At 67.2% G+C, this 26,997-nt stretch carries 29 protein-coding genes; 7 read left to right on the top strand and 22 right to left on the bottom strand.

Going from position 1 to position 26,997, the window contains the following annotated elements; translation table 11 throughout:
- Positions 1–21 precede the first annotated feature (21 nt).
- From A5732_RS06530 to A5732_RS06520, 3 genes are read left to right on the top strand one after another with little or no spacing between them, the layout of a single operon-like run.
- Positions 22–1,152: a VOC family protein gene (locus tag A5732_RS06530; protein ID WP_076101608.1), complete on the top strand. Its 1,131-nt coding sequence runs from the start codon at positions 22–24 to the stop codon at positions 1,150–1,152.
- Positions 1,149–2,087, top strand: a complete 939-nt coding sequence (locus A5732_RS06525; RefSeq protein ID WP_076101606.1) for a fumarylacetoacetate hydrolase family protein — start codon at positions 1,149–1,151, stop codon at positions 2,085–2,087. The genes A5732_RS06530 and A5732_RS06525 overlap by 4 nt, the downstream gene beginning before the upstream one ends.
- A complete protein-coding gene (locus A5732_RS06520; protein ID WP_253189017.1) occupies positions 2,084–3,613 on the top strand; it encodes a bifunctional 3-(3-hydroxy-phenyl)propionate/3-hydroxycinnamic acid hydroxylase in 1,530 nt (509 codons plus the stop codon). Before A5732_RS06525 ends, A5732_RS06520 begins: the two co-directional genes overlap by 4 nt.
- A 6-nt stretch (positions 3,614–3,619) precedes the next feature.
- On the opposite strand, the gene A5732_RS06515 is transcribed toward A5732_RS06520, so the two are convergent.
- From A5732_RS06515 to A5732_RS06470, 10 genes are all read right to left on the bottom strand, one after another.
- The gene (locus A5732_RS06515; RefSeq protein WP_076056464.1) at positions 3,620–4,507 is read right to left on the bottom strand and encodes a universal stress protein; all 888 of its coding nucleotides are present in this window, start codon (positions 4,505–4,507) and stop codon (positions 3,620–3,622) included.
- A 99-nt stretch (positions 4,508–4,606) separates the two neighbouring features.
- On the bottom strand, positions 4,607–5,521 hold the full coding sequence (locus A5732_RS06510; protein WP_076056466.1) for a formate/nitrite transporter family protein: 915 nt from the start codon (positions 5,519–5,521) through the stop codon (positions 4,607–4,609).
- A complete protein-coding gene (locus A5732_RS06505) occupies positions 5,518–5,787 on the bottom strand; it encodes a hypothetical protein (protein WP_065125153.1) in 270 nt (89 codons plus the stop codon). Before A5732_RS06505 ends, A5732_RS06510 begins: the two co-directional genes overlap by 4 nt.
- A complete protein-coding gene (locus A5732_RS06500) occupies positions 5,784–6,416 on the bottom strand; it encodes an RNA polymerase sigma factor (RefSeq protein WP_076101601.1) in 633 nt (210 codons plus the stop codon). The genes A5732_RS06505 and A5732_RS06500 overlap by 4 nt, the downstream gene beginning before the upstream one ends.
- A 10-nt stretch (positions 6,417–6,426) precedes the next feature.
- The gene (locus A5732_RS06495; protein WP_076101600.1) at positions 6,427–7,494 is read right to left on the bottom strand and encodes an acyl-CoA dehydrogenase family protein; all 1,068 of its coding nucleotides are present in this window, start codon (positions 7,492–7,494) and stop codon (positions 6,427–6,429) included.
- 5 nt (positions 7,495–7,499) lie between these two features.
- Positions 7,500–8,024, bottom strand: coding sequence for an OsmC family protein (locus A5732_RS06490; RefSeq protein WP_076056472.1), 525 nt, complete (start codon positions 8,022–8,024; stop codon positions 7,500–7,502).
- A gap of 165 nt (positions 8,025–8,189) precedes the next feature.
- A complete protein-coding gene (gene efeB, locus A5732_RS06485; RefSeq protein ID WP_076101598.1) occupies positions 8,190–9,506 on the bottom strand; it encodes an iron uptake transporter deferrochelatase/peroxidase subunit in 1,317 nt (438 codons plus the stop codon).
- Positions 9,507–9,508: 2 nt separating this feature from the next.
- Entirely contained in the window at positions 9,509–10,684 is a 1,176-nt protein-coding gene (gene efeO / locus A5732_RS06480) for an iron uptake system protein EfeO (RefSeq protein WP_171974972.1), read from the bottom strand.
- Between the two features lie 37 nt (positions 10,685–10,721).
- Positions 10,722–12,332, bottom strand: a complete 1,611-nt coding sequence (efeU, locus tag A5732_RS06475; protein WP_076101595.1) for an iron uptake transporter permease EfeU — start codon at positions 12,330–12,332, stop codon at positions 10,722–10,724.
- Between the two features lie 91 nt (positions 12,333–12,423).
- Complete coding sequence (locus A5732_RS06470) at positions 12,424–13,257, bottom strand: DUF3097 domain-containing protein (protein ID WP_076101593.1); 834 nt, start codon at positions 13,255–13,257, stop codon at positions 12,424–12,426.
- 220 nt (positions 13,258–13,477) lie between these two features.
- On the opposite strand from A5732_RS06470, the gene A5732_RS06465 reads away from it, so the two are divergent.
- Positions 13,478–13,765, top strand: coding sequence for a DUF3349 domain-containing protein (locus tag A5732_RS06465; protein ID WP_076101590.1), 288 nt, complete (start codon positions 13,478–13,480; stop codon positions 13,763–13,765).
- A gap of 120 nt (positions 13,766–13,885) precedes the next feature.
- Here the strand turns inward: A5732_RS06465 and A5732_RS06460 are convergent, their stop codons facing one another.
- From A5732_RS06460 to A5732_RS06440, 5 genes are all read right to left on the bottom strand, one after another.
- On the bottom strand, positions 13,886–14,956 hold the full coding sequence (locus A5732_RS06460) for an ABC transporter ATP-binding protein (RefSeq protein WP_076101587.1): 1,071 nt from the start codon (positions 14,954–14,956) through the stop codon (positions 13,886–13,888).
- A gap of 2 nt (positions 14,957–14,958) precedes the next feature.
- Positions 14,959–15,753 (bottom strand): carbohydrate ABC transporter permease, encoded by a 795-nt coding sequence (locus A5732_RS06455; RefSeq protein WP_064954330.1) that lies wholly within the window; start codon positions 15,751–15,753, stop codon positions 14,959–14,961.
- A gap of 34 nt (positions 15,754–15,787) precedes the next feature.
- Positions 15,788–16,633, bottom strand: a complete 846-nt coding sequence (locus A5732_RS06450) for a carbohydrate ABC transporter permease (RefSeq protein WP_142254701.1) — start codon at positions 16,631–16,633, stop codon at positions 15,788–15,790.
- A gap of 119 nt (positions 16,634–16,752) precedes the next feature.
- Positions 16,753–18,078, bottom strand: coding sequence for an ABC transporter substrate-binding protein (locus tag A5732_RS06445; protein WP_076101583.1), 1,326 nt, complete (start codon positions 18,076–18,078; stop codon positions 16,753–16,755).
- A gap of 40 nt (positions 18,079–18,118) precedes the next feature.
- Positions 18,119–19,063 carry a sigma-70 family RNA polymerase sigma factor gene (locus tag A5732_RS06440; protein ID WP_076101581.1) on the bottom strand — a complete coding sequence of 315 codons (945 nt, stop codon included), beginning with the start codon at positions 19,061–19,063 and terminating at the stop codon, positions 18,119–18,121.
- Between the two features lie 168 nt (positions 19,064–19,231).
- Between A5732_RS06440 and A5732_RS06435 the strand changes: the two genes are divergently transcribed.
- Positions 19,232–19,582, top strand: a complete 351-nt coding sequence (locus A5732_RS06435; protein WP_076101578.1) for a DoxX family protein — start codon at positions 19,232–19,234, stop codon at positions 19,580–19,582.
- A gap of 12 nt (positions 19,583–19,594) precedes the next feature.
- Here A5732_RS06435 and A5732_RS06430 read toward each other — a convergent pair whose 3' ends face one another.
- Complete coding sequence (locus A5732_RS06430; RefSeq protein WP_076101576.1) at positions 19,595–20,392, bottom strand: ketosteroid isomerase family protein; 798 nt, start codon at positions 20,390–20,392, stop codon at positions 19,595–19,597.
- A 2-nt stretch (positions 20,393–20,394) separates the two neighbouring features.
- Positions 20,395–20,955 carry a pyrazinamidase PncA gene (gene pncA / locus A5732_RS06425; RefSeq protein ID WP_170880170.1) on the bottom strand — a complete coding sequence of 187 codons (561 nt, stop codon included), beginning with the start codon at positions 20,953–20,955 and terminating at the stop codon, positions 20,395–20,397.
- 101 nt (positions 20,956–21,056) lie between these two features.
- Between pncA and A5732_RS06420 the strand changes: the two genes are divergently transcribed.
- Positions 21,057–22,091, top strand: coding sequence for a DoxX family protein (locus tag A5732_RS06420; protein WP_076101572.1), 1,035 nt, complete (start codon positions 21,057–21,059; stop codon positions 22,089–22,091).
- Positions 22,092–22,101: 10 nt separating this feature from the next.
- Here the strand turns inward: A5732_RS06420 and A5732_RS06415 are convergent, their stop codons facing one another.
- The 3 genes from A5732_RS06415 to A5732_RS06405 all read right to left on the bottom strand — a co-directional run bounded on the left by A5732_RS06415 (position 22,102) and on the right by A5732_RS06405 (position 23,510).
- Positions 22,102–22,680, bottom strand: a complete 579-nt coding sequence (locus tag A5732_RS06415) for an AAA family ATPase (RefSeq protein ID WP_076101569.1) — start codon at positions 22,678–22,680, stop codon at positions 22,102–22,104.
- A gap of 30 nt (positions 22,681–22,710) precedes the next feature.
- Entirely contained in the window at positions 22,711–23,100 is a 390-nt protein-coding gene (locus A5732_RS06410; RefSeq protein WP_064954262.1) for a TA system antitoxin ParD family protein, read from the bottom strand.
- Positions 23,101–23,222: 122 nt separating this feature from the next.
- The gene (locus A5732_RS06405) at positions 23,223–23,510 is read right to left on the bottom strand and encodes a hypothetical protein (RefSeq protein ID WP_253189016.1); all 288 of its coding nucleotides are present in this window, start codon (positions 23,508–23,510) and stop codon (positions 23,223–23,225) included.
- Between the two features lie 269 nt (positions 23,511–23,779).
- Between A5732_RS06405 and A5732_RS06400 the strand changes: the two genes are divergently transcribed.
- A complete protein-coding gene (locus A5732_RS06400) occupies positions 23,780–24,403 on the top strand; it encodes a TetR/AcrR family transcriptional regulator (protein ID WP_076101565.1) in 624 nt (207 codons plus the stop codon).
- A 63-nt stretch (positions 24,404–24,466) separates the two neighbouring features.
- On the opposite strand, the gene A5732_RS06395 is transcribed toward A5732_RS06400, so the two are convergent.
- Both A5732_RS06395 and A5732_RS06390 read right to left on the bottom strand, forming a co-directional pair.
- Positions 24,467–24,967, bottom strand: a complete 501-nt coding sequence (locus tag A5732_RS06395; RefSeq protein ID WP_076101562.1) for a gluconokinase — start codon at positions 24,965–24,967, stop codon at positions 24,467–24,469.
- Positions 24,968–26,980: a DUF7064 domain-containing protein gene (locus A5732_RS06390; protein WP_076101560.1), complete on the bottom strand. Its 2,013-nt coding sequence runs from the start codon at positions 26,978–26,980 to the stop codon at positions 24,968–24,970. It lies immediately after the preceding gene.
- Positions 26,981–26,997 lie beyond the last annotated feature (17 nt).

The following is a 26,997-nucleotide window of genomic DNA, read 5'->3' as shown; positions in this document are numbered from 1 at the left end:
CAGTTAGTTTGGAGACGGCCGATGAACCTGATCAACAGCGCCCAGTGGGATGCGCACAGCCCGCAGGGTGCGCTACCCGGCGAGCACCCCGGCCGGCCGCGCAACCCGGTGATCAAAGTCGTCGACATCGCCTGGCTGGTGTTCGAGCGACCGGACTTGGCGCGCGCCGAGGCATTCGCGCGGGCCTTCGGTTTTCAGACGGCCCAGCGCACCCCGGACGAAGTGCAGTTGCGTGGCACGTTGCCCGGCGGACCGTGCCTCATCCTGCGTCGCGGACCGAGGCGACGCTTCGCCGGTGTGGCGTTCCGTGCTGGCGACGAGGCCGACGTGCTGAGGTTGGCCGATGCCCACTGCGCTCGCACGCGACCGCTACCCGACGCCGTCGGCGGCCTCGCGGTCGATCTGGTCGACCCCAGCGGGACGCCGGTCAGCGTTGCCGCCGGCATGATAGAGCTGCCTGAACTCAGTGCGCAGCAACCTCTTTCGCTCAATTACGGAGTCAAACCGCGACGCCTCAACGAAACCCAGCGTCCGCAACGGGCGCCCGCCCGCGTGTTGCGTCTGGGCCATCTGGTCATGCAGTCGACGAAGTACCTCGAGGCGCTGAACTGGTACCTGGACAACCTGGGGATGATCGTCAGCGACTTCTTGTACTTCCCCGGCCAGCGCGGCCGGGGCCCGACGATGAGCTTCATCCGCTGCGATCGAGGCCTCACCCCGGCCGACCATCACACGCTGGCGTTGGCGCTCGGCCCGGCCAACCGTTACGTTCATTCGGCGTATCAGGTCAGCGACCTCGACGCCCTGGCCGCCGGCGGCGAATACCTGCGCGAGCGTGGCTATTTCCGGTCCTGGGGAATCGGGAGACACATTCAGGGCAGCCAGATCTTCGACTACTGGCGCGATCCCGACGGCTACCTGTTCGAGCACTTCGCCGACGGCGACCTGTTCGACAACACCCTGGAATCCGGATGGGCGCCGTTCACCGCCTCCGGATTGGCCCAGTGGGGACCCGCGGCGAGCCGGGACTTCCTTGGCACAGACCTCAAATCCGCTCGCCACGAACTGGTTTCGATCGCCACCGCGCTGCGCACACGCAACGAATTCGATATCGGCCGCCTGGCCGGACTACTGAAAGTGCCTACCTCATGACCGTCTCCGTCCTCCACACCGCCGACGGCTGGTGGCTCAAAACCGCGAACGGCGCCGCGAAGATCGAGACCGCCGCCACCAGCACCGCGGGGCTGCTGGCCGACCGGGCCGCTATCGACGCGGCCGCCAACAGTGCCGACCTGGTGGATCTCGACGGTCTGCGATTGGTCTCGCCGGTGACCAGGCCGTGCCGGGTAATCGCCCAGATGACCAACTTCGAGTCGCACGTCAAAGACGCGGGCATGGACCCGTCGTCGGTTCCGCTGACCTTCTTCCGCAAGGCGTCGGCGTCGATCAACGGCCCGTTCGACGACATCGTCAAACCGGCACACGTCAAGCTCCTCGACTACGAGGTTGAGATCGGTCTGGTGATCGGGCGTACGATCCCGGTGGGCACCAGCATCTCCGATGCCAACCTCGGCGACCTGATCGCCGGGCTGGTCGTCACCAACGACGTCTCGGCGCGCGATGTGCAGCTTCCGCAGACCCAGTTCTACGAGGCCAAGTCGTATCCGACCTTCACCCCGGTGGGCCCGGAGCTGGTGCTGCTCAGCGCGGACGAACTCAAGCGGTTCGGCGACCTGCGGCTGCGGCTGAGCGTCAACGGCGACGAGCGCCACAACGCGCTCGTCGACCCCGACATGCTCTACCGTCCGCTGCAGGCGCTGCAGTCACTCACCCAGTTTCAGGAGCTCGCACCCGGCGATCTGGTGCTCACCGGAACCCCGGCCGGAACCGCGCTGAGCGCTCCGCCGAAGCCGCTGCAGATCATCGGAAACCTGTTGCCGCCCAACCTCAAGTGGAAGGTCTTCTTCTCGCGTCAGGCCGACAACACAAAATACCTGCAAGACGGTGACGTCGTGGAGGCATCGATCGGCACCGATGACGGTGCCATCGATCTCGGAACACAGCGCGCCACAGTCCGATTCGCGTGAGCCACGGAGACGGTCGGCGCCGCTCGGTTGTCATAGTCGGCGCCGGACCGACCGGCATCACCGCCGCGACCCTGCTGGCCCAGCACGACGTGGACTGCCTGGTGCTCGATCGTTGGCCCGGCGTGTACCCGCAGCCGCGGGCCGTGCACCTGGACGACGAGGTCTATCGCATCCTCGCCCGTCTTGGCGTCGCCGACGAGTTCGCGTCCATCTCCAGGCCCACGCTGGGATTGCGGTTACTGGGCACGGATTTCGGTGTCCTCGCCCAGTTCAACCGCGACCGATCGCGCGTTGCGAACGGCTTCCCGCAGGCCAACATGTTCGACCAGCCGGAGCTGGAGGCGCTGCTGCGCGCCAACCTCAAGCGCTACCCCAACGCGCGGTTGCGCGGCAACGCCGAGGTCACCGAGATCACCGAGATCAACGACGGCACCGACGGCATCCGCGTCACGTTCACCGACCGCTCCGACGGCCGCGTGCACCACGTGGCCGCCGACTATGTGCTGGGGTGCGACGGCGCCAACAGCATGGTGCGCGCCCACATCGGTGCCACGATGCGGGACTTGCACTTTGAACAACGCTGGTTGGTCGTCGATGTCGCCACCGACGCGGATCTGGGCCAGTGGGAGGGCGTGCACCAGGTATGCGACCCGGCCCGCGCCGCAACCTACATGCGCATCGGAGATGCACGCTACCGATGGGAATTCCAGCTGCTGTCCGACGAAAACGCCGAGCAATTCGGCACATTGGACGCAGTGCGGCCGTTGATCACACCCTGGACGGCAACGGTGGCCGACAGCGAGCTGACCCTGCTGCGCGTCGCCGAATACACCTTTCGCGCTCAGATCGCCGACAGGTGGCGCCGCGGCAACGTGTTCCTTCTCGGCGACGCGGCGCACCTCACTCCCCCGTTCATCGGCCAGGGTATGGGGGCTGGGGTTCGGGACGCGGCCAACCTGGCGTGGAAGCTCGCCGCGGTCCATCACGGCACCATGGGTGCGGACGCTCTGGACAGCTACGAACAGGAACGCGCGCCGCATACCCGACAGATGATCCGGTTGGCGTTGGGCGTCGGCTGGGCGATGACCGGCGGTGGCCGCGCAGGCGATGTGGCGCGCCGGCTGGTGTTGCCGCGGCTGCGCTTCATCCCGGGCCTGCGCCACCGGATCGTCGATTCCACCACGCCGCCGCTGCATCGCTCTGCGCTGGTGTGCGATTCGCGCCGGCTCGCCGGCCGGCTCTGCCCGAATGCCTTGCTGCGCGATGGCCGGCGCCTCGATGATGCGCTCGGCGCGAGTTTCGCGCTGATCACCACGGTTCGCCCGGCGGCCGCCGACGAAGCATCCCTGCGGCGCCGTGGCGTTGTCGTCCTGGTCCCGCGACCCGGCGATGACCTGGCGATGTGGTTGTGCCGGGGGCGCGCCGGGGCTGCCGTGGTGCGCCCCGACCGGACCGTCGCCCGGGCCGGACGCGACGTCGCGGCGTTGTGCGCGTGGACAACCGGGGTGCTGCGCGAGCCGCGGTGACGGCTTTTATGCGGAGGGCGGCCGGGCGACGATGATCGGCACCCGGACCGAGTGCAGGACCGCGTTGCTGACCGAACCCAACAGCATCCTGCTCAGACTGCCCCGACCGTGGCTGCCAACGACCACAAGCTGTGCAGTTTCTGACTTGTCAATGAGGTGCCGCGCGGCCCGGTCCTGAGCGATGAGTCGATGAACGGTGACGTCGGGATAGCGTTCCTGCCAGCCCGCCAGGCTCTCGGCAAGGCTGCGTTCGGCTTCGCCTCCGACCGCCGGCCAATCGATTTCGAAGACTTCGACCACGGCGGCGTCGCTCCATGCGTGAAGGGCCACCAGGTCCACACCGCGACGAGACGCCTCGTCGAACGCAATTTCCGTCGCAAGTTCGGAAGCCGGTGAGCCGTCGGTGCCCAGCAGGACGGGGGCATTCCGCGGATCCGGCAGTTCTTCGTCCCTGACGACGGCGACCGGACAATTCGCGTGCCGAACCACGGCCGAGCTCACCGACCCGAGCAGACCGCGCGCCAACAACCCGCGGCCGGCGCTGCCCATGACGATCATCTCCGCCGCATCTGACATCTTCAGCAGGGTCGGCACCGGGGGCGAATACACCAGTTTCCTGCCGATGGGCACCGCGCGGTCGGCCGACATCGCGTCTTCGGCGACTTTCGTCGCGTGCATGATCGCCTTTTTGCCTTCGTCTTCCAGGCTCGTGACGAGGGATTCGGGGTACGGAACCGGCGGGAATGTCGCGGCGGGAGTCGACACCGCGTGCACGACGGTCAGCGGGATGTGTCTCATCGCCGCCTCCCGGGCCGCCCAGCCCGCGGCGACAGTTGACGCCGCCGAACCGTCGACCGCGACGACGATACCGAGTTCTTTGACGGGTGCGGACATTACGTTCTCCCTCCATCATTACCGACGCTATCCGAGAAGGGCGCGTCAGTCGTGGGGCTTTAGTCCTCACCCCCCGGGCCGGAGGTCTCCCGTAGCCGGCTAGATCTTGCGGCGTTGCAGTTGCGCGATGATCCAGAACGGCAATGCCACGAACACGGTGCCGCCGATGAGGTTGCCCAGCGTGGTGATGCCGATGTTGGTGAGCAAACCGTGTTGGCCGAAACCCCAACCGATCGAGCCTCGTGGTGCGGCCGGGTGAAAGAGGTTGAGCAGCAGGGGAAGTCCGAGAAATCCGACATTGGCGATCACGTGCTGGGTGCCTCCGATGACGAACGCGAACGGCCCGTAGAACGCGAACGCCATCCGGGCGACATCACTGCGGGCCTTGAAGAACATGCACATCGAGGTCTGCAGGAACCACGTGCACACCACGGCAAGCAGCAGTGCCGTCCAGAAGGGTTGGCCGGCCTTCAGCGTGCCGACGGTCGCCGCTCGCTCGGCGAACGCGCCCAGGTAGGGGCCGCCCGCCGCGGCGCACACCGTGACGAACACCAGCGCGCCGAGGATGTTGCCGATGAGTCCGACGGTCACCAGCACGATGTAACCGCGCACGCTCAGCGTGCGCTTGAGCACGGCGAGAAAGCCGGCGGCCATGTCCGCGGTGATCAGTGACATGCCCGAGACCAGGATCAGGACGAAAGACATCCCGAAGGCCAGGCCCATCAAAAGGCTTGCCACACCGGGGGTCTTGACCCCGGTGCTCACCACCAGCGACAGCAGGGCCCCGAAAGCCACCATCACACCGCCGACCAAGGAGCGCATCAGGAATGCCCAGGGGTGCGCGGCCTTTTCGACCGCCATGGCCGCCACCCGATCCACCATGGCGCCCACCGACAGCGGCTCGAACGGATCCTCCGGTGGGCCGCTTGCCCTGACGCCAGAAGGGAACGCGGTCACGTTATCCGCAACCAGGGCATCGCTCTGAAGCTGCGGCGCTTCAGCGTTGATCGTCATCCGTGTTCGCCTTTCCTCAAGGTGTTGATCGCGTTGATGACACCGGCAATGTGGTCCTCGCTGAGCTGCTCACCGTCGAAGACGTGGCTGAGCAGGATCTTGAGGTCGAGCATCTGTTGCAGATAGATCAGGCAGGGCGGGCATTCGTCGAGGTGTTTGGCCACGATCGGTCCCCACTGTTGCGGGTCGGAGTCGACGAGATCGTCGACCAGGCGCACGAAGTCGACGCAATCGATGGCGGGAACGGTGTTGTCATGAACGGTCATCGTTGATACCGCTTTTCCAATTCGGCTCGGAGCTTTCCCCGGGCGCGGTAGAGCAGCGCCCGCTGCGCCTCGGCGGACAGGTCGAGAAGCGCGGCCGCCTCGTCGGCCGAGGTTCCGACGATGTCACGCAAGATGACCAGTTGCCGCTGCCGTTCGGGTAGCGCATCCAGCGCCGCCCGCACGTAGCCGAGGAGTTCGCTTTCGACGGTGTGATCTTCGGGGAGAAAACGCCGCGACGGCGGCAGCCGCCAGTGCCCGGCATCGGGGTGACCGGCGGGATGCATGCGGCCCGACAGCGGGTCGTCGGCGTCACCCTCCGTGGCGGCGGCGAGCACCTCATGGTGGCGGATGCGCGTTTCCCGTCGCCGGTGCCGGGATGCGGTGTGTTTGACGATGCCGAACAGCCAGGTGCTCACCGACGAACGGCCCTGAAACGAATCCGACGACTGCAGCACCTGCACCCATGCCTCTTGCACGGCTTCCTCGGCGATCGTCGCTGAATCCACCATGGTGCGAGCGAAATTCACCATCGGCCGGTGAAAGTCGCGCACCAGGCTGGCCAGCGGGACCCCGCCGACCAGCCGTTCGGATTCGGTGCCCTCCGGCGGCACCGACACCGGAGTCACCATCGACCCGCGCTCAGCCGCACCTGGCCAGTTCCCAGCGCAGTTGCCCTTCGGACGGCGACTGGACGGGGATGAACGCGGCCTCCCGATAGCGCCGGCTTGCCGGCGTCCTGCTCGCGTACCCCTTTCCGCCGGCGGTCCGGATCTCCAGGTCAGCGCTGGCGCTGGACAATTCGGCCGCCGCGAGCCGCAGGGACAGCAGCTCTCTCTTGGCCGGCGGCTCGACGCCCCCCACGGCCACAGCAAGCTTCGCCAGCGTGGCTTCGGCGCCGATCAGCTTCTGCGTGACGCGGTCGACATCGTCGGCGAACACCGCGTTGACGCCATCGAGCCCCAGCCGGGCCTGATCCAAGGTCGTCCGGGTCAGCCCCAGGCACATGGCCGACTGCAGGACAAGGAAAGTCGGGCGCACCGCCTGCAGGAAGCCATCGGAGTCGCGCGATAACACCTGTTCGGCGGGAACGCAGGCGCCGTCCAGGTTCAGGTACGAGGACGCGGTGCTGCCCATGGCCAGCAGGTCGAAATGCTCGCCGACGACGACGCCGGGCGTGCCCAGGGCCAGCGCGACGATCAGTTTCTCGCCGGCGTCGGTCCGCACCGCGGTCACCATCGTCGAGTCGGGATACAGATTGCTGGCCCACCTGATCGGGCCGGACACCCGGTAGCCGCCGGCCACCGACGTGGCGGTCAACTCCACGCTGCCGCAACCGGCCGCCTCCTTGAACGCCGCGGCCATGCCGGTGACCCCCAGCACCGTTCCCGAAAGCAACGGTGCGACCGCAGCATTACTGAATTCGGTTGCGGCCGTGAGCAGATACTCGATCGCCATGCGATGCGCCCACAAGGAGAACCCGGTGCTCATGCATGCCCCAGAGATCAACCGGATCACCTCGGCCATCGCCGGAAGCCGGTTGTCGATATTGCCCGGAGCGCCGATCCCGAGCAGTCCGGCCTCGCCGAGCCGGGTGAAGCTGCGGCGGGAGTGATCTTCACCGCGGTCCAGCGCGGCGGCGTGAGCCCGAATATCCTCCAACAGTTCGACATCCAACGTGCCGGCCGCGGGATCCATGGTCGCCGTCATTGCACTCATTCCGTGCTCAGAGTCGAGTCGACGACTACCGGGTTGCGAAACGTGTTCAGCACCGGTGACCAGGCGATGGCGTTGTCGTGGATCTCTTTCAGCGTGGCATCGTCGGCGTCGCCCGCCAGGCTCACCCGGCAGCGGACGGCGCTGAATCCCAGGCGCTTGTCCTGCGGCGTGTCCCCCACACCCCACACCGCTGAGATGTCGATGTCGCCTTCCATCTCGACCTCGATCTTGGTCAACGTCACGCCGCGATGGGTCGCGTTGGCCAACAGGCCCACCGACACGCACGAGCCCAGCGCGGCCAGCGCGGTTTCCGACGGATTGGGGGCCGAGTCATCACCCAGCAGCGCGGGTGGCTCGCCCACCAGCATCGGCGCCAGGTCCCGGACGTAGGTCATGTTGCGGAACCCGGTCTCGCACACCGTCTTGGCTTTGAGTGTCTTCCTGCCTGCCTCGGGATCGGCCTTGGCGTTACACGAGAGCCGGTCAAGGCCTTCGGCGTCGATGACGAGCGCATCGGTCATGTGAGTTCTCTCCGTTTCTCGCTGATTCTGCGGCTTCACGGAGTTAGTGCGCGGCGGTCACCGATGCGTGACGGCGGGCGCGCTTGATTTACGAGCCCGACACGAAACATCACACGTATGAAACGTCGCGCCGCCGACCGGTCACCGCCGGTCGGCGAGATTTGCTCAGCTGAACAGGCTTTGGCCGATGTAGTGGCCTTCAGCCGGCGGCGGCGGCACCGCGAAGATTGCTGATCCGATGTGGCGGATGTATTCGTTGAGCAGGTCGTGCGCGCCCAGCCGGTTCTGTAGGCGAATAAAATCTTGGGGATCTTTTTGGTACGAGATGAACAGCAGACCGGCGTTGAGTTGGCCGTTGGCGTCGAGCCCGTCGGTGTAGTTGTAGGACCGCCGGCGGATCATGATGCCGTCGTTGTTTTCCCGGGCGGCGAGGCCGACGTGCGACATCGGATCGATGAGCGGGTTGCCGTCGGCGCCCTTGGCGGCGAAATTCGGTGTGTCGAATTCGTGCTTGCCGCTCAGCGGCGCCCCTTCTTCTTTGGTGCGCCCGAAGATCCTCTGCTGATTGCCGATCCGGTCGACATCCCATGTCTCCATCAGCATCCGGATCTTGCGGACGACCTGGTACGTCCCGCCGTTCATCCAAGGCTGGTCACTGTTGTCGACCCAGACGAATTTGGCGTACTCCTCCTCGGTGGCGATGTTGCGGGTACCGTCCTTGAATCCCAAGAGGTTTCGTGGCGTGTGCTGGCCGGGGCCGGCGGAGGCGCGACCGAAACCCAGCACCGCCCAGTATGGCGAGACGATGTTGCGGCCGAGGCGGGCCAGGTTGCGCACCGCGTGGTAGCAGACCTGGGGGTCGTCGGCGCACGCCTGCACGGACAGGTCGCCGCCGTGCAGGCGAGGATCCAGGTTGTCGCCGTTGAGCGGCGGCAGGTCGGTGAACACGGCGGGTCGCCGGGCGGCCAAGCCGAACCGGTCGACGAACAGCGACGGGCCCAGCCCGATGGTGACGGTGAGACTGGCGGGGCTCAGCCCGTAGGCCTCGCCGGTGTCGACGGGCGGCTGCACCTCGACCTGGGGCTGAACGGTTCCGACCGGCTTGCCCTGCTGCAGGATCGCGGCGGCAGCCGACCAGCGCGCCAGCAGGGTCTGCAGCTCGGTGCGGCCCGCGCCCCCGGCCACCGAGAACGACATGAACATGGCGTAACGCTGTGGCGGCGTGTCGATTCCGCCTTGGTGGGGCTGGCCGTAGAAGGGGTAGCTGCGGCGCAGATCGACGGTGTCGTGGTCGTCACCGCGTTGTCCCGCCGCCATCGCGTGACCGGCGAAACCGCCGCCGACGGCACCGAAGCCCGCGCCGCCGAGCCCGGCCAGCATGGCGCCGCCGAGCGCGCGCCGGCGCGACACCGTGGTGGGGTCGGCCGGTGTGCCGGTGTTGTCAGGGTCGCGGTCGGAGGGACCGGTGATGTCGTCGGTCATGATCAGCCGGCCGTGACGACTTTTTGGGCGACGGTGGACAGGCTTTGGTGCAGCGGCTGGATCACCGCGGTCAACTTCGTTGCGTCGCTGGCCTTCAGCGCCGGGGTGTAGGTTTTGTAGCCGCCGAGTGCGGCCGGGTCGCGATAGCCGTCAAGCGTGCTGAGCACGGCCTGGAACTGCTGATCGATCTGGTGAACCAGACTGGCGTCGATCTTCTCCAGGCCCGGCCGTAGCGACGCGTACGCCTGCTGGGCGCCTTCGACGTTGCCCGAAAAGTCCACCAGGTCAATGTGACTGAAGGCCTCTTCTTCTCCGGTGATCTTGGTGTTCTGGATCTCTTCGATCAGGTCGCTGGCGCCGTTGGCCAGATCCTCGGGCTTGTACTGCAGGCTCGTGACGATGCCGCTCAATTTGCCGACGTTGCCCACCAATTCGGTGCTGAACGCCTTCGTCCCGGGCGTGATCGCGCCGCCCTGCCACAGATCGCGCTCGATGGCGTGGAAGCCCTTCCAGCCGACCTTGGCGTCGACCGGCGTCGACTCACGCATGTCGATCAGATAGTCCAGGCTGCCGGCATTGTCGCCGACGGCAAAGCCGGGCAACACGAAGCCCTCCACGGTGGATTCCGAACGCTCCCAGAACAATCGGGCTTTGGCGTAGGCCGCCTTCGCCGCGTCGACGTTGCCCGATTGCACGGCCGCATCGAGCGCCTTGACGCCGTCGTTGAGCTGACCGATCTGGTTCACGATGTAGGCGGCGTAGTCCTTGGTGCCCTGGCTGAGGATGCTGGCCACCGTGCCCGTCGGCGTCGCCGGCGCTTTACCCGTCACGGTCAGGGTCTGGTACTCGGTGCTCGCCCCCGGGCAGTAGAGCTGGTAGGCGCCGCCGTCCAGCGAGAGCGTGAACGACACCGGGTCCAGGCCGGGCGCGAGGTTCTCCTTCTCGCCCACAATCCGCTGGTCCCTGAGCAGTTCGACCTCACTGATGCCGGGTGCATTCGTGTTGGCGACCGTGAAGGTCACCGGCCCGGCGGGCACGCTGGTGGTGTCCAGTGCGCAGCCATCCGCGCCGCCGTTGTTGGCCAGGGTCACCTTGACCGCATTAGCCGTCCCAGGCTTCGGCTGCTGAGCATGGTTCGAGTTGTCGCCCGAGTGGCCGCACGCGGTCACCGGCATCACCGCCGTCGCAACAAGAACCGTTGCGGTCAACCAGAAGTCACGAGACCGGCACGTTGCCGAGGCGGTGCGACTCACCATCAATCGATTTCCTCCCATCCTCTTGCCTGCGGTCCACGCGCACCGAGGCTATCGCTGACAGCGCGCACGCCAAGGCAAAACCCGCTAATACCAGGGGCAGCCAGACATTCCAGAGCTGCCGCTCCCCGCGATCGCGGTCGCTGGCGACGATCTCAGCCAGCGTCGCGTGATCTTCGGTAGCCGACGTGGACCAGTCCGTCGCCAGCCCGCCGAGACTGACGGTCTTGGCCCCCGTCAATCCGCCGCCGGTCAAGATCGCCGTGCGGTTGCTCGTCGTGTGCGCACTGATCACGGAATCGCCCCGCGCGAAGACGGCGTACACGGTGGTCGTCGACCATTGACCCTGAAACGGCCCCGGAGTGCGGCCGGCCGCGAGACCGACCGGCAGGCGGCCCCCCGCCATGCTCAGCAACTGATCCAGCGTGACTTCGGGCGCACCGTCGGCCCCTGCGGCCTCGGTGGCCTGCCATACCTGTACCGGCACGCCGTCCACCGTTTGGTCGTCTGCGGGGATGAGCACGACGTTGTGGACGGTCGAGGTGCCCTGAGGGGCGACGGCCAGCTCGCGTCCGTGCGGGCCGGTCACCATCGACACCGAAGCGGTGTGGCCGTCGCGGTCGGTGACGGTGCGCACCCGCGGCGTCTGCGACGAGTCGGCGGCGGGCGTCATGAGGGCCAGCCCCGCCCCGGCGATGAGCAGCACCGCCGAGGTCGCCGCCAGTAGCCTGCTGCGAGCTCGCGGCGTGGCGGCCAGCCCGGCGGGCCAGAGAAAAACGACCAGCACCGGCACGGCGTACAGCAGCCAGCCCAGCACCTCGATGAGGCGGGGGTCGGCGGGGATGCCGAACACCCCGGTCGTCGCCGCGCCCAGCACCGAATTGCTGGGTATCCAGCCGGTCAGGTCGAGCACCTGTTGCTGGCCGATGGTGACCCAACCGGCCTCGTGCGCGGTGCGTAGCGCGCCCAGCACCAGCCCCGCGGCGATCAGCACCAGAAACACCCCGGTGACCCGGAAGAACCGGCCGAGGTTGATGCGCAGGCCGCCGTAGTACAGCCCCACGCCGAGCCCGACCGACGTCAAGATGCCCACGGCGCCGCCCAGCACGGCGAACCACCGGTTGCCGTGCGACGTCTCGGCGGCCGCCAGCAAGAACACCGACGTCTCGAAGCCCTCCTTCAGAACGGCGAGGAACGCCATGACGACCAGGGCGAACGCGCCACCGCGGTTGACGGCCTGGCGGGCCTCGCGCTCGAGTTCCCCCTTGAGCTGCGCGGCGTTGCCGTTCATCCAGATGATCATCGACGTCACGAACACCACCGCGATGGCGTTGATGACGGTCTCCATCATCTCTTGCCGGGCCTGCGGCAGGCTGGCGGCGAACAGGTCGAGGCCCACGCCCACGCCGACGCTGAGCAGCACGGCCAGAGCGACACCGGCGAACATCGGGCGGATGGACTGGCCGTTTCGCTTGAGGAAGGCACCGACGATGCTCACGATGAGCGACGCCTCCAGGCCTTCACGAAGACCGATGAGAAACGTGCCGATGAATACGCCGAATACGCCCTGCATATGCCCTGTTTCTGTCCCGTCGGTCGGGACTGTCGGCCAGCGTAGCCTAACTAACCCAGCGGACATTAGCCCTGGTCCGCTGGCTGCCGCCTCAGGAGACCGGCGCGGTCACGAAGTCGATCAGTTCTTCGACCCGACTGATCAGTGCCGGCTCCAGATCGTTCCAGTCGCGCACCCGCGAACGGATATGCCGCCAGGCCCTGGCGATGTCCGCCTGGTCGTCGTGGGGCAACCCGAGCGCCTGGCATACGCCGTGTTTCCATTCCACCTGCCGCGGCACCTTCGGCCAGGCGCCCAGGCCCAGCCGCTGCGGTTTCACGGCCTGCCAGATGTCGACGTAGGGATGGCCGACGACCAGTGTGTCGGTGCCACCCGGCCCGCGCCGCACCGCATCGGCGATCCGCGCCTCCTTGGAACCCGCGACAAGGTGATCGACGAGCACCCCTAGCCGGCGCCCCGGCCCCGGGGCGAATTCGGCGACGATGTCCAGCAGGTCGTCGACGCCACCAAGTTGTTCGACGACGACGCCTTCGATTCGCAAGTCCTCACCCCACACCTGCGCGATGAGCTCGGCGTCATGACGGCCCTCCACGTAGATGCGGCTGGCCCGGGCGACGCGGGCACGAACACCCGACACGGCGACCGAACCGGACGCGGTCCTGCCCCCGGCGGTCGGCGCCGGCCGCCGCGGCGCGGTGAGGATGACGGGACGCCCCTCGAGCAAATACCCAGGGCCCAAAGGGAAGCCACGCACGTGACCGCGCCGGTCTTCCAGGTCCACTCGACCGTATTCCACTCGCACAATCGCGCCGACATAACCCGTCTGCACGTCCTCGACCACCAGGCCCAATTCGGCCGGGTGCTCGGTCGAGCGCGGCTTGCGTCGCCCCGCGGCGAGGACATCGGTTCCATAGCGATCCACCACGCGGCAATACTAGAAAGCCTTGCGGCCAAACACCGTTACGGCGCGCCACGTTCGGGTGAATCGTCGCCGAAGTCACTGTCGGGGCGCCGGCATCCGCGGACGTAAAAAATGCGTTTAACTGTGTGGCGTTACTCAGCTGATGGGCTCGCCGATGGTACGTTGCTAGCTAAGCAAGCACTGCCGCTTACGCGCAACTTGCGGCGGTTAGCGAGGTGGACATATGGACCTGTCGCATTGGGTGACGAGCATTGTGGCTTTTGTGCGGGCCGGCTACCCCGCCGGCATGCCGGCCACCGGGTACGTGCCGTTGGTGGCATTGACGCGCCGACGGCTCTGCGACGACGACATCACCGCCATCGCAAGGGATCTCATCGCGCGTCGGCTCTGGCCGATCGGTTCCGTTGATGTCGGCGTCGAGATCACCAGGATCACCAACCAGCTGCCCTCCCCCGACGACGTCGCGCGCATCCAGCGACGCGTTCATGCGCTTCGCTGCTCCCGCGGATAGGCATCGTCGAACGATTCACCACCGTCACGGTGATCTAGGCACCCGGGTGCCGCGCTCCGCCAGGTAATCCGCGTATTTCCAGGATTGCAGAAACCGTTGGCCCGCTTGCAATCCTCGCGTTCAGCAGATTCGGCGGCCATCCACGCCGAAGAAGTGCAGGTGCCCGGGCTCCGGATGCAGGCGTACTCGGCTGCCCTTCGCCGGTGGGTTGCGCCCGTCGGCCCGCGCGACGATGGGCCCATCGATTCCCTTGCCGGAGCCGGTGATTCGCCCATACAGATAGGCGTCCGCGCCCAGCTCCTCAACGACGTCGACCTCCATCTCGACACCGAGGCCACCCAGCTCGAAATGTTCGGGCCGGACCCCGACCACGACCTCGCCCGCGGTACTGGTGATCTCGCGTGGCAGCTTGATGGGCCAATCACCCAGCGACACCCCCGATTCCACAATGGGAAGGGTGAACAGGTTCATCGCCGGCGATCCGATGAAACCCGCCACGAAGACATTGTCCGGGTTCCGGTAGAGCTCGCGCGGTGACGCGAACTGCTGCAGCACGCCGTCGCGCAGGACGGCGACGCGGTCACCCATCGTCATGGCCTCGACCTGGTCGTGGGTGACGTAGACGGTGGTGGTGCCCAGCCGCCGCTGCAGCGCGGCGATCTGGTTACGCGTCTGCACCCGGAGTTTGGCGTCGAGATTGGACAGCGGTTCATCCATCAGGAACACGTGCGGCCGGCGCACGATCGCGCGGCCCATCGCCACTCGTTGGCGTTGCCCACCGGAAAGATCCTTCGGCTTGCGATCGAGATAGGGTTGCAGGTCAAGGACTTTCGCCGCGTCCAGCACCCGCTCACGGATCTGGTCCTTCGGCGTCTTGGCGATCTTCAAGGCAAAGCCCATGTTCTGGGCCACCGTCATGTGCGGGTAGAGCGCATAGTTCTGAAAGACCATTGCGACGTCGCGATCCTTGGGGTCGACGTTGGTCACGTCCCGGTCGCCGATCCGGATATGCCCGGAGTCCACGGCTTCCAGCCCGGCCACCATGCGCAGCGACGTGGTCTTGCCGCAGCCGGACGGTCCGACCAGGACGACGAATTCGCCGTCGGCCACGACGAGGTCCAGGTTGTCCAGGGCCGGGCGGTCGGCTCCCGGGTAGCGCCGGGTCGCTTGCTCGAATGTCACCGAGGCCATGGCTAGCCGCCCATTCCGGTGACGGCGATTCCGCGGACAAACGAGCGTTGCGCGATGGCGTAGATGATGACCAGGGGCAGCATGATAAGCATCGAGGTTGCCATCAGAACCGGCCACCGGGCAACATATTCGCCCTTCATCCTGACCAGGCCCAGGGTCAGGGTGGCCAGGCTGTTGCGCTGAATCATCAGCAGTGGCCACAGGAAATCGTTCCAGACGTTGACCCAGGTGAGCACGGCGAGCACCATCACCGCCGGTCGCGCGTGGGGCAGCAGGATTCGCCAATAGACCTGCCACGGCGTGCAGCCGTCGAGTATGGCGGCCTCCTCCAGATCGGTGGGCAGGGTGCGGAAGAACTGCCGCATCAGGTAGGTGCCGAATGCGCTGCCGAAAAAACCCGGCGCGATCATCGCCCACGGGGTGTCGACCCAGCCCAAGGTCCGCATCACCAGGAATTGCGGGATCACGGTCACCGTCAGGGGCACCATCAACGTGCCGAGATACACGACGAACAGCGCGTCGCGGCCGCGGAAATCCAGTCGCGCGAAGGCATATCCGGCCAGTGAGCAAAAGAAGACGTGTCCCGCCGTGACGCAGCCCGCGTACAGCACGGTGTTGAAGAACATCCGCCCGAACGGCATCAGCGCGAACACCTCGGTGTAGTTGGACCACCGCGGGTGGGCCGGCAGCAGCGTGGGTTCGCTGACCTCTCCTTCCGTTTTCAGCGAACCCGACACCGCCCACGCGATAGGGAACAGCGCGCACCAAGCGACGGCGAGCAGCGCGCCATAGACCATGCCGCCGCGCACCACGGTGTGCCTGATGGCCCCCTCATTTAAGGCCACGCGACGTCTCCAAAGATCGTCGATGGCTGACGCGCAACTGCACCACGGTCAGCACCAGCAAGACGGCGAACATCACCCACGCCAGCGCGGAGGCGTATCCGAATTCGAGAAACGAGAACGCGTGCTGGAACAGCATGATGCCCAGGACGTAGGTCGCCGATTCCGGGCCGCCGGTGGGGCCGGTGAGGACATAGACCATGTCGAACGCCTGGAAGGCGTGGATGACCGAGATGATGATCACGAACGATATCGATCCGCGGATCAACGGAACGGTGATGGAGACGAATTGCCTTATCTCGCTGGCGCCGTCGATCTTGGCCGCCTCGTAGACCGTTCCCGGTACGCCCTGCATCGCGGCCAGCAGGACCACGGTGGCAAAAGGCACGCTGCGCCAGACGCTGACGATGCACAGCGAGGCCATGGCCCAGTGGGGATCGACCAACCACGGGACCGGGCCGAGCCCGACCCAGCCGAGCATGATGTTGAGCAGGCCGTTGTCGGTGTTGAAGACGAACTGCCAGACCACCGCCATCACGACCGACGAGATAGCCAGCGGCAGAAAGACAATCGTTCGGAAGATGCCGATGCCCCGGACCTTCTGGTTCAGCACTCCCGCGACGGCCAGGCTGATCAGGACCGTCGGCACCACCGTTCCGAGGGTGAAGATCACCGTGTTGCGGATCGCGATCAGGAAGAGCGGGTCGGAGGTGAACAGGTCCGAAAAGTTCTTCAGGCCCACAAATTTCGGCGGAGTGAACACATCCCATCGCTGAAAGCTCATGTACAGCGAAAAGCCCAGCGGAAAGAGCATGAACACGGCGACCGCGACCATGTTGGGGGCGACGAACAACCGACCGGCCCAGGCGTGCCGGCGCCACGGGCTCGGATCGTCCGGGGCATCCCGGGTCGCCCTCCCGGCCGAGCCGATCGCCCCAGGTGCGTCCATCGAGGTCATGGGCTGCGCAGGACTTCGTCGACGGATCCGGACAAACCGCTCAAGGACGTGGCCGGCTGGCGGCCCCGCAGGACGGGCCCAAAGTTGCGGTCCATCAAGGCATTGACCTTCTCCCATGCCGGCGTGATCGGCAAACCCTGCGAGAAGGCCGGCCCGTCGGTGAGCACGCTGAGATTGCCGAGCCGTCGATGGGCCTTCGCGAACCCGTCCGATCGCAGCGCCGACCGCAGCACCGGAACGAACAGGCAGGATTCACCGATCAACGCCTGCCCGATGGGCCCCGTCGCGAACTTCACGAATTCCCACGCCTGCTCCTTGCGGGGGCTGCTCGCCGAGATGGCCAGTCCGGTGGCGCCGATATCGGAACACGCGGCGTGGCCCCTCCCCAGCGCCGGGCCGACGGGCAATGGGGCGACATCGAAATCCAGGTTTTCGGCGCGGATGTAGGTCTGGTAGCGCCAGTGTCCGCCGAGCGCGATCGCCGCCCGCCCCACCGCGAACAGGTTGGGTGTCGACATGGACTGCGTCTCGGATGCGTTGGGCGCGACCCGGTACGTGTTGGCCAGATCGGCGTAGAACTGCACCGCTTCCTGGAACGCCGCGTTGTCGAAGTTGAACTGGGTGGGGTTCAGCCGCGGGTTGGACCAGGCGACGCCATTGTTCATCGCGAACAGGCCGGCCGAGTAGTAGGAACCCCAGGTGTTGACGAAACCGTACTGTGCGGCCCGCCCGGATGCGTCACGTTTGGTCAGCGCGCGCGCCGCATCCAGGAATTCGCTGAAATCCCAAGGCTGTTCCCACGTCTTGGGCGGTGCGGGCACCCCGGCTTCGGCGAAGAGCCGCTTATTGTAGAACAGGTAGTTGCCCGACCACTGTTCGGGCAGCGCGTACTGCTTGTCGTTGAAGGTGAAGGTTTCGTACAGCGCCGGGATGCTGTCCGCCTTGAGCTGGTCGGCAAACGCTTTGTCGCGAGCCAACAGCGTGTTCATGTCCAGCAGCACACCGCGGTCGGCGAGTTCGGCGTAGGACAGTTCCCACGCCATCACCACGTCGGGGCATTTGCCCCCCACACAAAACGTCGAAAGCTGTTGCATGACGCCCGGACCGGATTGCACCGGTCGAACCTTGATATCGGGATGGCGGCGTGCAAACTCGTCGACGATGCGCATCCTGGCGTCACGCTCGTCCGGGTTGGCCGCGAAGAAGAAGGTGAGGGCGTCGTCGTCGGACGCGCACCCGGCCGGCCACGGTGCCAGCGCGGCCGCGGAAAGCGCGCCGGCGCCCCGCAGCAGGTTGCGCCGTCCGAACGGCTTATCGAGCATGGCTCTCCCGGTCTTGCCCCGTGGCCGGTTTCCCGGCCGACTATGTCTGACGTCCTTGGTACCCGATGAGGTTGTGATGTTCCTGGGTCGGCCGCCGCGGCAATGTCAGCGCGGCCTGACGGATTCGCTCGGCATTGCCGGTGATGTCGATCGTGTGGATGCGATCGTCGGCGCCGATGCCGATCACCAGCAGGACCTGTGCGCGCCCGCGGGCCGCGAGCACGATGCCCGGCGTCCCGTCGATGAGCATGACAGCACCGGCGCGCGCCCGCTGAGCGAACCGGCGAGTCTCCTTCGCGACCTCACAGGCGCCGCGCAACGTGGTTGGCACGTCCGCCGGGACGAGGGCCGGATCGACGGTGCGCACCACCTCGGGAGCGAGCAGGTCGAGCAGGCCCGCGATGTCACCGCCGCGCGTGGCCGCCAGAAACGCCTCGACCACCTGCAGGTGATCGGCGGTGCGGCGGGGCGGGGCGGCCGGCTCGGCGTGCAGGCGCCCGCGTGCCCTGCTGGCCAGCTTCTTGGTGGCCTCCGGTGACCGGTCCAAAAGCCCGGCGATCTGCTCGAACGGCATGGCGAAGACGTCGTGCAGCACGAACGCAACGCGTTGCGCCGGGGAGAGCCGGTCGAGCACGACGAGCAGGGCGCTGCTCACCGACTCCGCCAGCAGTGCGTCCTCGTCGGCCGCCTGCGACGCCGTCTGGGCCAGTCGGTCCAGTTCGTCGGCCCCGCCGAGCGGTTGCTCGGCGCGACGCTTACGCACCCGAAGCTGGTCGAACGCCTCGCGCGCGGTGATCGTGGTGAACCAGCCGGAGAGGTTGTCGACGGCATCGAAGTCCGCACGGCTGGCCTTGAGCCACGCCGACTGCACGGCGTCCTCGGCGTCGGCGACCGTGCCTAGCAGCTGGAACGCGACGGACCTCAGGTGCCGTCGATCGGCGTCGAAACGCCGTGCCAGATCCGCCAAATCCTTTGTTGCGCCCATGGGTCACCTTTTCCGCACGGAAGTCGTCAAGAAGATGACCGCATCCAACGGACTTCCTGTGGCAAAGGAGACAAGCACCATGACCTTACCGATTGTGCGCCGCGGCGCGCACTGCACGCATCCGACTCGCCGCTGCGGAAATCGCTGCGCGACAAGGGATTGATCCAGATGAGCACCGCACTTGTCGTGATCACGCTGATCACCGCCGCCATCACCGCCGCGATCGCCATCGCCGACTTCGTTCCGGCGCGATTCGTTCTGGCGAACTCTGCCCAGGTCGGGGTGCCGCGGTCGTGGTTGCCTGCGCTGGGCGCAGTGAAGCTTGCCGGGGCCGCCGGCATCGTTGTGGGCCTGCTGGGCCTGCGGGAATTGGGTATCGCGGCCGCCGCCGGCCTGGTTGCGTTTTTCATCGGTGCGGTGGCGACGCACGTGAGGGCACGCGTCCTGTACAACATCGCGTTTCCCGGCGCGTTTTTGTGCCTGTCCGCGGCTTCGCTGGCGCTGATGATGGTCCGGTGAAACACGCGTGGGTCACGCGGGAAAGTACCTGATCCGATTGATCGCGTTGCCGCGCCGGGCCACATCGGCGAACACGATGGCGCGCCCGTGACCCGAGTGGAGCGAGACCGCGACGGTGGGGCCCGCGCTGTTCATCTTGGTCGCGGCGGCCCCGTCCAGTTGCTCCGCCAGCTCGGCCAGTTCGAGTGGGTCGCGATCACCCAAAGTTATTGCGGCCTCCGAGGACAGCAGCCGTGCAGCGGAAAACGTGTCTTTCCGCGCGACCGCGTCGAGGAAGGTGGTCACCAGCCGCTGGTGACGCGCTCCCACCCGCCGAAATCCGGTCATGAAACCGGCGGTTCCGCGCCAGCCTTGGTTGCTCAGCAGCCCCCTGGACAGGTTCAGCGCGGGGCCCGCCGCGCCGGAGCCGGTGCGCAGGAATTGCGCCACCATGGCGGGAAGCTCCCAGTAGGCTCGCAGTTCGCCAATCTTCCACTCGCCGTTGGTTTCTCGGAGGTCGTAGCGCAGGAAGGCCGGAATGTACATCGTCACGGCCGAGCCCATCGCCACCTCGAGCTCGAGGTCCCGCAGTACCACCGTGCCGACCACGACGTCGAGATCTCGATGGAACTTGATGTCACGCGGACCGATGAATGTGTCGTAGAAGCGGCCGATCTGCTCATGGCCCACGTGCGGTCGCGAACCGACCGGGTCCTCGATCCGGCCGTCACCGGTGAACAGCCCCACCCACCCGGCGCGATCATGGGCGGCGGCCGCCTGCGGCGAGCGCTCCACGGCGGCCAGCAGATGTTCCCGTTCCAGCGGCACCACCGTTACGGTCCCCCAACCAACTCGATGCCGGCGGCGCGCATTTCCGCAAGCGCCTCGGCCGCGGAGTCCACGGCCGCGGCCGCGGTCAGGTCGACCAGCACCCTGGTGGTCAGGCCCGCCGCCGCCGCATCCTCGGCGGTTCGCCGGACGCAAAAGTCGGTGGCGATGCCGACCACGTCGACCTCGTCGACCCCGCGCCGCCGCAACCATTGAAGCAGCGTCGTCCCGTTGTCGTCGACGCCCTCGAAGCCGCTGTAAGCGGCGGCGTGGGCGCCCTTGCGAAAGATCGCATCGATGCGCCGGATGTCCAGATCGGGCCGAAGATTCGCGCCCGTGCTTCCGGCGACGCAGTGCACCGGCCAGGTGGACGAGAAGTCCGGCCGGTCGGAGAAATGATCACCCGGATCGATGTGGAAGTCTTGGGTGGCCACGATGTAGTGGTAGCCCGGGTCACCGGACAGATAGTCGTTGATGGCGGGCGCCACCGCGGCGCCGCGGGCCGTCGGCACGGAGCCGCCCTCGCAGAAATCGTTTTGCACGTCGACGATGATCAACGCTCGCACGCGCTCCACCCTATCGGTGTGCACCTCTATGTCCATGCCGGTCTAGCTGGGGATATTGACGCCACGGTTTGCTCGACAGGCAGCCGGGTAATACACCGGCCATGGTGCTCAGGAGAATCGCGCGACCTCTGTTGTCAGTGGCTTTCATCGGGCAAGGAGTCAATTCACTGCTCAACCCTAAATCCGCGGCGGAGGCCGCGGCCCCGGCGGTGGAGGGTCTTCAGGCGTTGCCGGATTCGGTGAGCGGCAGCATTCCCAGCGACCCCGAGACGGTCGCGCAGATCACCGCGGCCGTTCAAATCGGCGGCGGGCTGCTGCTTGCCAGCGGCAAACTCCCCCGCATCGCGTCGGCGGCGCTCGCGGTGACGGTATTGCCGGCCAACCTTGGGACGCACTCGTTCTGGAACGAGAGCGACCCGGTGGCCAAAGCCCAGAAACGTCAACAATTTCTCACCGACCTAAGCCTGTTGGGCGGCCTGTTGATCGCCTCGGCCGACACCGCCGGCAAGCCCTCGCTCGGATGGCGCGGCCGGCGCGCAGCGGAACGGCTCTCCGAGCGGGTGTCGTCGGCGTGGCCCGGTTCCGACGACTCGGCCTTCGATGCCGATTTCTCCGAGCTGGGTGATCGGATCGCACACGGCTTGCACATCGGCGCCGAGCGGGGTCGCGAACTGGCCAGCACCGCGGCCGAGCGTGGCGCGCCCTACGCCGAAGCCGCACTCGAACGCGGCCGCGAACTGGCCAGCACCGCGGCGGAACGGGGCGCGCCCTACGCCGAAGCCGCACTCGAACGCGGCCGCGAACTGGCCAGCACCGCGGCCGAACGGAGCAGGCCGTTGGCGAAGAAGGCGTGCAAGCGTGGCGAGGAATGGGCCGACGAGGCCGCCGACCGGGCCGCGTACCTGGCCGAGAAGGCCCGCAAGCGCAGCGAAGAGTTTGCCGACGAGGCCGCCGACCGGGCCGCACCGCTGGCGAAGAAGGCCCGCAAGCGCAGCGAGAAACTGGCCAAGAAGGCGCGCAAACGCAGCGAGAAGCTGGCCAGCACGGCGCGGGCGCGCGGCGAGGAATTCGCCGAAACCGCCCGTCAGCGGGGCAGCGACCTGGCCGACACCGGCCGCCGCAAGCTGTCTTGGTAGTGGGTACGAGCTAGTCGGGCCAGCGAGACCGCAGGTTCTCCGGCGTCCATGCCGGCCACTCGGGTGTGCCGACCGTCAGGCCGCCGCTGAGCCGCGCGACGATCCGCGGGCCGCGCAGCCGGCTGTTGTCGTACACCGTCGCGAGGTCAGACAACGCGATGGCCTCGGCGACCGGCTTCCACAACCGGCGGTGGCGCTCGCGGATCTTGGCTTCCGGCACATCGTGACCGCCGTGCCGCACGCGGTGCCGGACGCGTTCCACCGCAAGGTCTTCCGGGATGAGCAGCACATGCAGCACGACGGTGAAGCCCGCGCGGCGCGCGGTGTGGATCAGGTCCAGCTTGGACGGATGGGAAAACACCGTCTCGGCGATGAAGGACCGACCCAGCTCGATCAGCTTGGCGCGGGTGTCGGCGGCGACGCGCGCTGCGTCGTAGGAGTGCGAGGCCGGGTCCTCCGGCCAGCGTTGCCTCGCGATCTCGTCGGCGTTGACCACCAGGCTTCCCGGCAGCAGCGGCGCGAGGGTGAAGGCGATGAAGGTGGATTTACCGGCACCGTTCGGCCCGACCACGAGGTCAAGTCGATCCATCGGGCCGCCGAACCGTCGACGATCGCCGGGTCAGCGCCGGCCCGCGAGCACCACCGCGGCGCCGTCGGGGCGGTGCTCGACGATCTCGCCGTCGTCGTTGAGGGCCACCGTGGTGACCCCCTGCCCGGCCAGCGTCGCCCCGTAGTTGGTGCGCGCCAGGCTTTCTTCGATGGCCGCGGAGATCTCGGCGTTGAACACCACGCCCTCCTCGACGGTGAGCTCGCTGGTCGCGAGCTGGCCGGCGAGGGCGGCTTCGACCCGGCGCCGCGAAGCGGTGTGCTGGCTGGACACCGCGCGCCCGACCCGCGCCCAGTGGTCGAGTTGCTGCTTGGCCGAGCGGCTCTGCCGGGCACCCTCGGCCGCCGCGCTGTCCATCAGGTCGGATGCGACCCGCGTGACACGATCGAGAGCCTCGGCCATGGCTTCCTCCAATGCAACAGTCCGTTACAAGCTGTAGCATAATGCTACACAATTGCACTTGCAGTTGGTATGGGCGTTTCAACCGACCGGCTCGGTACGGCATCGCCTTCTGGCGCGACGCGTCACTGAATCCGTTGCGGCCCGAACCACACGTCGTCCGGGACGCCGATCGCCCCGGCCCTTTCGCGGGCCGTGGCCAGTTCTCGCGAGCTAGCGAATTGGCGCGCCTTGTCGACGTCGTGCATGTCCATCACGACGATGACCGTGTTGGAGTCGGCGGCGTCGACGTAGGTCCCGGTGACCACCAAACCGTGGTTACGTCGCACGGCATCGAGCTCGGGATCGCGGAAGACTGCGTTCCACTGCTCGACGCTACCGACTTTTTGCTTGACGAGCATTACTCCGACCATGACGAATCCTCCTGACAGCGTTCCGTTTTCACGACATGGTTTTGGATGCGGTGACCAGTCAGGCCGCCCGCAGGGCAGCCACACCGAGGGAAATCGCACCGACGCCCGCTGGGCCTGAATTCTTTTGCGGCCGCTCGGCCGTACGCCCCACCCGCTTTCGCTTCGTCGCCGCTGATCCCCTGGGACAATGTCTACGATCGTAGACATACAACTCTATGCGGCTCGGCTGATCATGTCTACAGTCGTAGATAAATTTCCGAGGGAGCACGATGCCGCGCACGTCAAACCGCACGGGTCCGGATACGGGCCCGCCACGTCGCAACGCCGCCGCCACCCGAGCGCGACTGCTCACCGCGGCGCGCGAACAGTTCTTGCGCCACGGGTATCGGGCCACCTCGCTACGCGCGATCGCGGCTCAAGCCGGCGTGGACGTGATGCTCGTCCGGCGCTACTTCGGGTCCAAACAACAGCTCTTCGACGAGGCCACCAACATCTCCGACAACGTCGAAACGGTCCGATTATCCACCGATGCGGCGGTGGGCCAGACCTTGATCGAACGCGTGCTGCAGGCCCGTCAGGATAGCGACGTTCCGCTGTTCGCGCTGCTGCGCTCCAGCGGGGACCCCGACGTCGTCGCGCGCCTCAACGATCAGCTCGAAAACGGCCTGACCGCCAACCTCTCCCGACGGATCCAGGCCGACAATCCCCGACTTCGCGCCGACCTGGTCGCGGCCCTGCTGCTCCGGCTCGCCGGCCTGCGCGTCCTGCTACACAAGGAGCCGATAGCCACCGCCGACGACCGCGACATCGCCGCCGTCTTTACCGAAGCATTCGCGACTCTGACCAAACTGCCCCAAGGCGCTCCACCACCAACAGCGGGTGCTGACCACTAGCCGCCGCAGTCAGTCACTCAAGGCTGGAATCCGAAATCGCTTGCGCCGCTCCTAATTCCGCCGTCAAGCGTCGCGCTGTCCTTTCACGACGGTCTCGACGATCGCCTCGACGCCGGGACCGACGTCGACGGTCATGCCGGCCTCGTCGGGACCGAGGGGTTCCAGGATGTCCAGTTGCGAGCGCAGCAGCGCTGCCGGCATGAAGTGATCCGTCCGGATCGCCAGCCGGCCGCCGATCAGCTCCGCCGAACCCGAGAGATGCAGGAACTCCACGCCCGGGCAGTGGGTGCGCAACTGGTCGCGATATTTCCGCTTCAGCGCCGAACAACTCACGACGCCGCCGTCGCGGTGGGCCGCCAACCAGTCGCCGACCCGCTCCAACCAGGGATAGCGGTCGTCATCGTCGAGCGGTTCGCCGGCCGCCATCTTGACGATGTTGGCGGCCGGGTGCAGGGTGTCGGCGTCGACGAACGGAACCCGCAAGCGCCGCGCGAGCGCCGCCCCCACCGTCGACTTGCCCGATCCGGAGACGCCCATCACCACGACGGGGGCCGATCCGCTCACCTACGTGTGGTCGCCAAGGTTGCGGTTCCATTCCAGCCAACCCACGCCGCTGCGCCCGTCGGCCGTGCTGATCGTGGCCCAGACGCGGGGGAACTGGCTGACCCGCCCGTCCTTCGCGACGAGCCGGACCGGCGCCTGACCGCGCACGCACACGTCCGCGGTGATCTCCGCCGGCGTGAGCTGTAACGTCGCGGTGAGCGGTAACCCGTTGTCGGCGAACGACTCTCGTGAGTCAACGGTCTGCAGCTCGGTGACCTTGCCGTCGGCGCCCTGTTCGTAGCCGATGCTGAACGCGGGGGCCCCGGGAATCCGGATGTTCACGCCGTGCAGGTGGGTGCCGTCGTCCAGGTGCAGCGCGCTCCAGATCCAGTCCATGCCCCACCAATCGCGTACGCCCCACGAGTGATCGCGCTGCCCGGGAACGGATTCCAGGCGGTAGCCGGTGCCGTCGATCGTGACGTCGCCCGAGACGGTGCACGGAATTTCGTAGCGCGTCGTCAGCCCGTACTTGTACGGCGTGCCGTCAGTGGCCCACACCAGGTTCATGGTCATCTCGACCGGGGTTCCCGGCTCCCCGCGCAACAACGCGGACGGGTCGGCATAGGCCTGGCCCCGCGCCCGCACGTCGACGCGATAGCTCTGCAGCGGCACCTCGGCGGAATGGCCGAGCTCGAAGTCATCGGTGCGCACCGTCCACGGGTCCGGCGGCAGCGGCACCTGCGCGTCGACGGCGACCGTCGGCATGTCGGGGCCGCACAACAGCACGTGCACCCAGGCGGTCTGCTCGTTAGCCACCCGGCCCAGGCGAAACCAGCCGCCCAATCCCTGTGCCGCGTCGGCGAAGTCGGCGTACCAGCTCTCGCTCCACAGCGGTTCGGCGGTGGCTTCGTGGGCGAGTTCGTCCTCGTCCGACGGCCGCAACGGCTCGGGCGCGGCCGGTGTGGGCAGCGTCGACAGCGCATCCGTGTCCAGCACATGGTCGCAGTGCCGTTGCAGCATCGTCATGAACATCCGGTCGCCGCGGTCGGTGCGCTCGACCAGCATGGGCGAGACGATCGCCATCATCACCCCGAAGAAGCTCTGCCGGCGCACCCCGTCGGCGACGTCGGCCAGGTCCAGTGGCGTTCGCGGACCCAGCGCCTCATGGTAGGCGCGCAGCAGCGCGTCGTAGTGCCGCCGACGGTCCTCGGTGGGCAACGCGCCACCGAGGAAGTAGGCCAGGTCGGTCAGGGCCGGACCCCAGGACACGGTCTGCCAATCGACCACCGTCAGCGCGCGATCGGCGCCGTCGGTACCGAACAGCATGTTGTCCAGGCGGTAGTCGCCATGCACCAGGCCCTGGAGGCGGCCCCGCTCGGGCACCTCCCCCTCCTGGGCCAGGTAGCCGTCGAACGCGGCCACCAGGCGTTCGCACACCACGCGGTGCTCCGGCGCGATCTGGTCGCCGTAGCGGTCGACGAAACCGGCGTACAGCGGGGCGATCATCGCCTGGCTGAGCGGAGCCGCGCGGTTGAGCCACGGCGCCTCGGCCAGCGAGGCGTCGCCGAGCAGCGGCCCGTGCAGCCGTCCCAGTTCGACGGCGCCGAGTCGGGCCTGTTCGACTGTCGCCCCGGCGATTTCGTCGCCGACGACGGCCGGCCCGGCATCGCCGAGCAGCAGGTCGAAGACGCCGGTGGAGGTGTCGACCGCCGCGTGGTAGCAGGGCGCGATGGGACCACCCAGCCCCGGCGCGATGTCGCCGTAGAAGCGCACCTCCCGCTCGTAAAGCCCCAGCGCCAGCCCGGTCTGCCGGCTGACCGGATCGGTGGCCGCGACCTTCAGCACCACCGACTCGGGCCCCACCGAGGGCCCTTCGGCGTAGCTGAGCCGGACGCGGTAGCACTCGCTCATCTGGCCCGTACCGATGCGTTCCACCGAGAAGTCGGCGATGGGTCCGGTGCCGATGACCGCGGCCAGCCAGGAGGCGGTGAGGTCACTGGGTCGTTCGATGACTTGCTCGGTCTCGGCATGCATGAGGGTTAGCGTGCCAG

Origin of the sequence: Mycobacterium colombiense (assembly GCF_001953985.1) — a bacterium.
GTDB classification, from domain to species: domain Bacteria; phylum Actinomycetota; class Actinomycetes; order Mycobacteriales; family Mycobacteriaceae; genus Mycobacterium; species Mycobacterium colombiense_B.
Note: the sequence above shows the minus strand (reverse complement) of the source record. Positions and strands in the feature narration are given on the sequence as shown.

Excerpts from the sequence above, each read along its gene's own strand:
- A5732_RS06530 (WP_076101608.1), top strand. The coding sequence starts at position 22 with ATGAACCTGATCAACAGCGCCCAGTGGGATGCGCACAGCCCGCAGGGT.
- A5732_RS06525 (WP_076101606.1), top strand. The coding sequence starts at position 1,149 with ATGACCGTCTCCGTCCTCCACACCGCCGACGGCTGGTGGCTCAAAACC.
- A5732_RS06515 (WP_076056464.1), bottom strand. The coding sequence starts at position 4,507 with ATGTCCGCACCCGTCAAAGAACTCGGTATCGTCGTCGCGGTCGACGGT.
- A5732_RS06510 (WP_076056466.1), bottom strand. The coding sequence starts at position 5,521 with ATGACGATCAACGCTGAAGCGCCGCAGCTTCAGAGCGATGCCCTGGTT.
- A5732_RS06505 (WP_065125153.1), bottom strand. The coding sequence starts at position 5,787 with ATGACCGTTCATGACAACACCGTTCCCGCCATCGATTGCGTCGACTTC.
- A5732_RS06500 (WP_076101601.1), bottom strand. The coding sequence starts at position 6,416 with ATGGTGACTCCGGTGTCGGTGCCGCCGGAGGGCACCGAATCCGAACGG.
- A5732_RS06495 (WP_076101600.1), bottom strand. The coding sequence starts at position 7,494 with ATGACGGCGACCATGGATCCCGCGGCCGGCACGTTGGATGTCGAACTG.
- A5732_RS06490 (WP_076056472.1), bottom strand. The coding sequence starts at position 8,024 with ATGACCGATGCGCTCGTCATCGACGCCGAAGGCCTTGACCGGCTCTCG.
- efeB (WP_076101598.1), bottom strand. The coding sequence starts at position 9,506 with ATGACCGACGACATCACCGGTCCCTCCGACCGCGACCCTGACAACACC.
- efeU (WP_076101595.1), bottom strand. The coding sequence starts at position 12,332 with ATGCAGGGCGTATTCGGCGTATTCATCGGCACGTTTCTCATCGGTCTT.
- A5732_RS06465 (WP_076101590.1), top strand. The coding sequence starts at position 13,478 with ATGGACCTGTCGCATTGGGTGACGAGCATTGTGGCTTTTGTGCGGGCC.
- A5732_RS06460 (WP_076101587.1), bottom strand. The coding sequence starts at position 14,956 with ATGGCCTCGGTGACATTCGAGCAAGCGACCCGGCGCTACCCGGGAGCC.
- A5732_RS06455 (WP_064954330.1), bottom strand. The coding sequence starts at position 15,753 with ATGGTCTATGGCGCGCTGCTCGCCGTCGCTTGGTGCGCGCTGTTCCCT.
- A5732_RS06450 (WP_142254701.1), bottom strand. The coding sequence starts at position 16,633 with ATGGTCGCGGTCGCCGTGTTCATGCTCTTTCCGCTGGGCTTTTCGCTG.
- A5732_RS06445 (WP_076101583.1), bottom strand. The coding sequence starts at position 18,078 with ATGCTCGATAAGCCGTTCGGACGGCGCAACCTGCTGCGGGGCGCCGGC.
- A5732_RS06440 (WP_076101581.1), bottom strand. The coding sequence starts at position 19,063 with ATGGGCGCAACAAAGGATTTGGCGGATCTGGCACGGCGTTTCGACGCC.
- A5732_RS06435 (WP_076101578.1), top strand. The coding sequence starts at position 19,232 with ATGAGCACCGCACTTGTCGTGATCACGCTGATCACCGCCGCCATCACC.
- A5732_RS06420 (WP_076101572.1), top strand. The coding sequence starts at position 21,057 with ATGGTGCTCAGGAGAATCGCGCGACCTCTGTTGTCAGTGGCTTTCATC.
- A5732_RS06415 (WP_076101569.1), bottom strand. The coding sequence starts at position 22,680 with ATGGATCGACTTGACCTCGTGGTCGGGCCGAACGGTGCCGGTAAATCC.
- A5732_RS06410 (WP_064954262.1), bottom strand. The coding sequence starts at position 23,100 with ATGGCCGAGGCTCTCGATCGTGTCACGCGGGTCGCATCCGACCTGATG.
- A5732_RS06405 (WP_253189016.1), bottom strand. The coding sequence starts at position 23,510 with ATGGTCGGAGTAATGCTCGTCAAGCAAAAAGTCGGTAGCGTCGAGCAG.
- A5732_RS06400 (WP_076101565.1), top strand. The coding sequence starts at position 23,780 with ATGCCGCGCACGTCAAACCGCACGGGTCCGGATACGGGCCCGCCACGT.
- A5732_RS06390 (WP_076101560.1), bottom strand. The coding sequence starts at position 26,980 with ATGCATGCCGAGACCGAGCAAGTCATCGAACGACCCAGTGACCTCACC.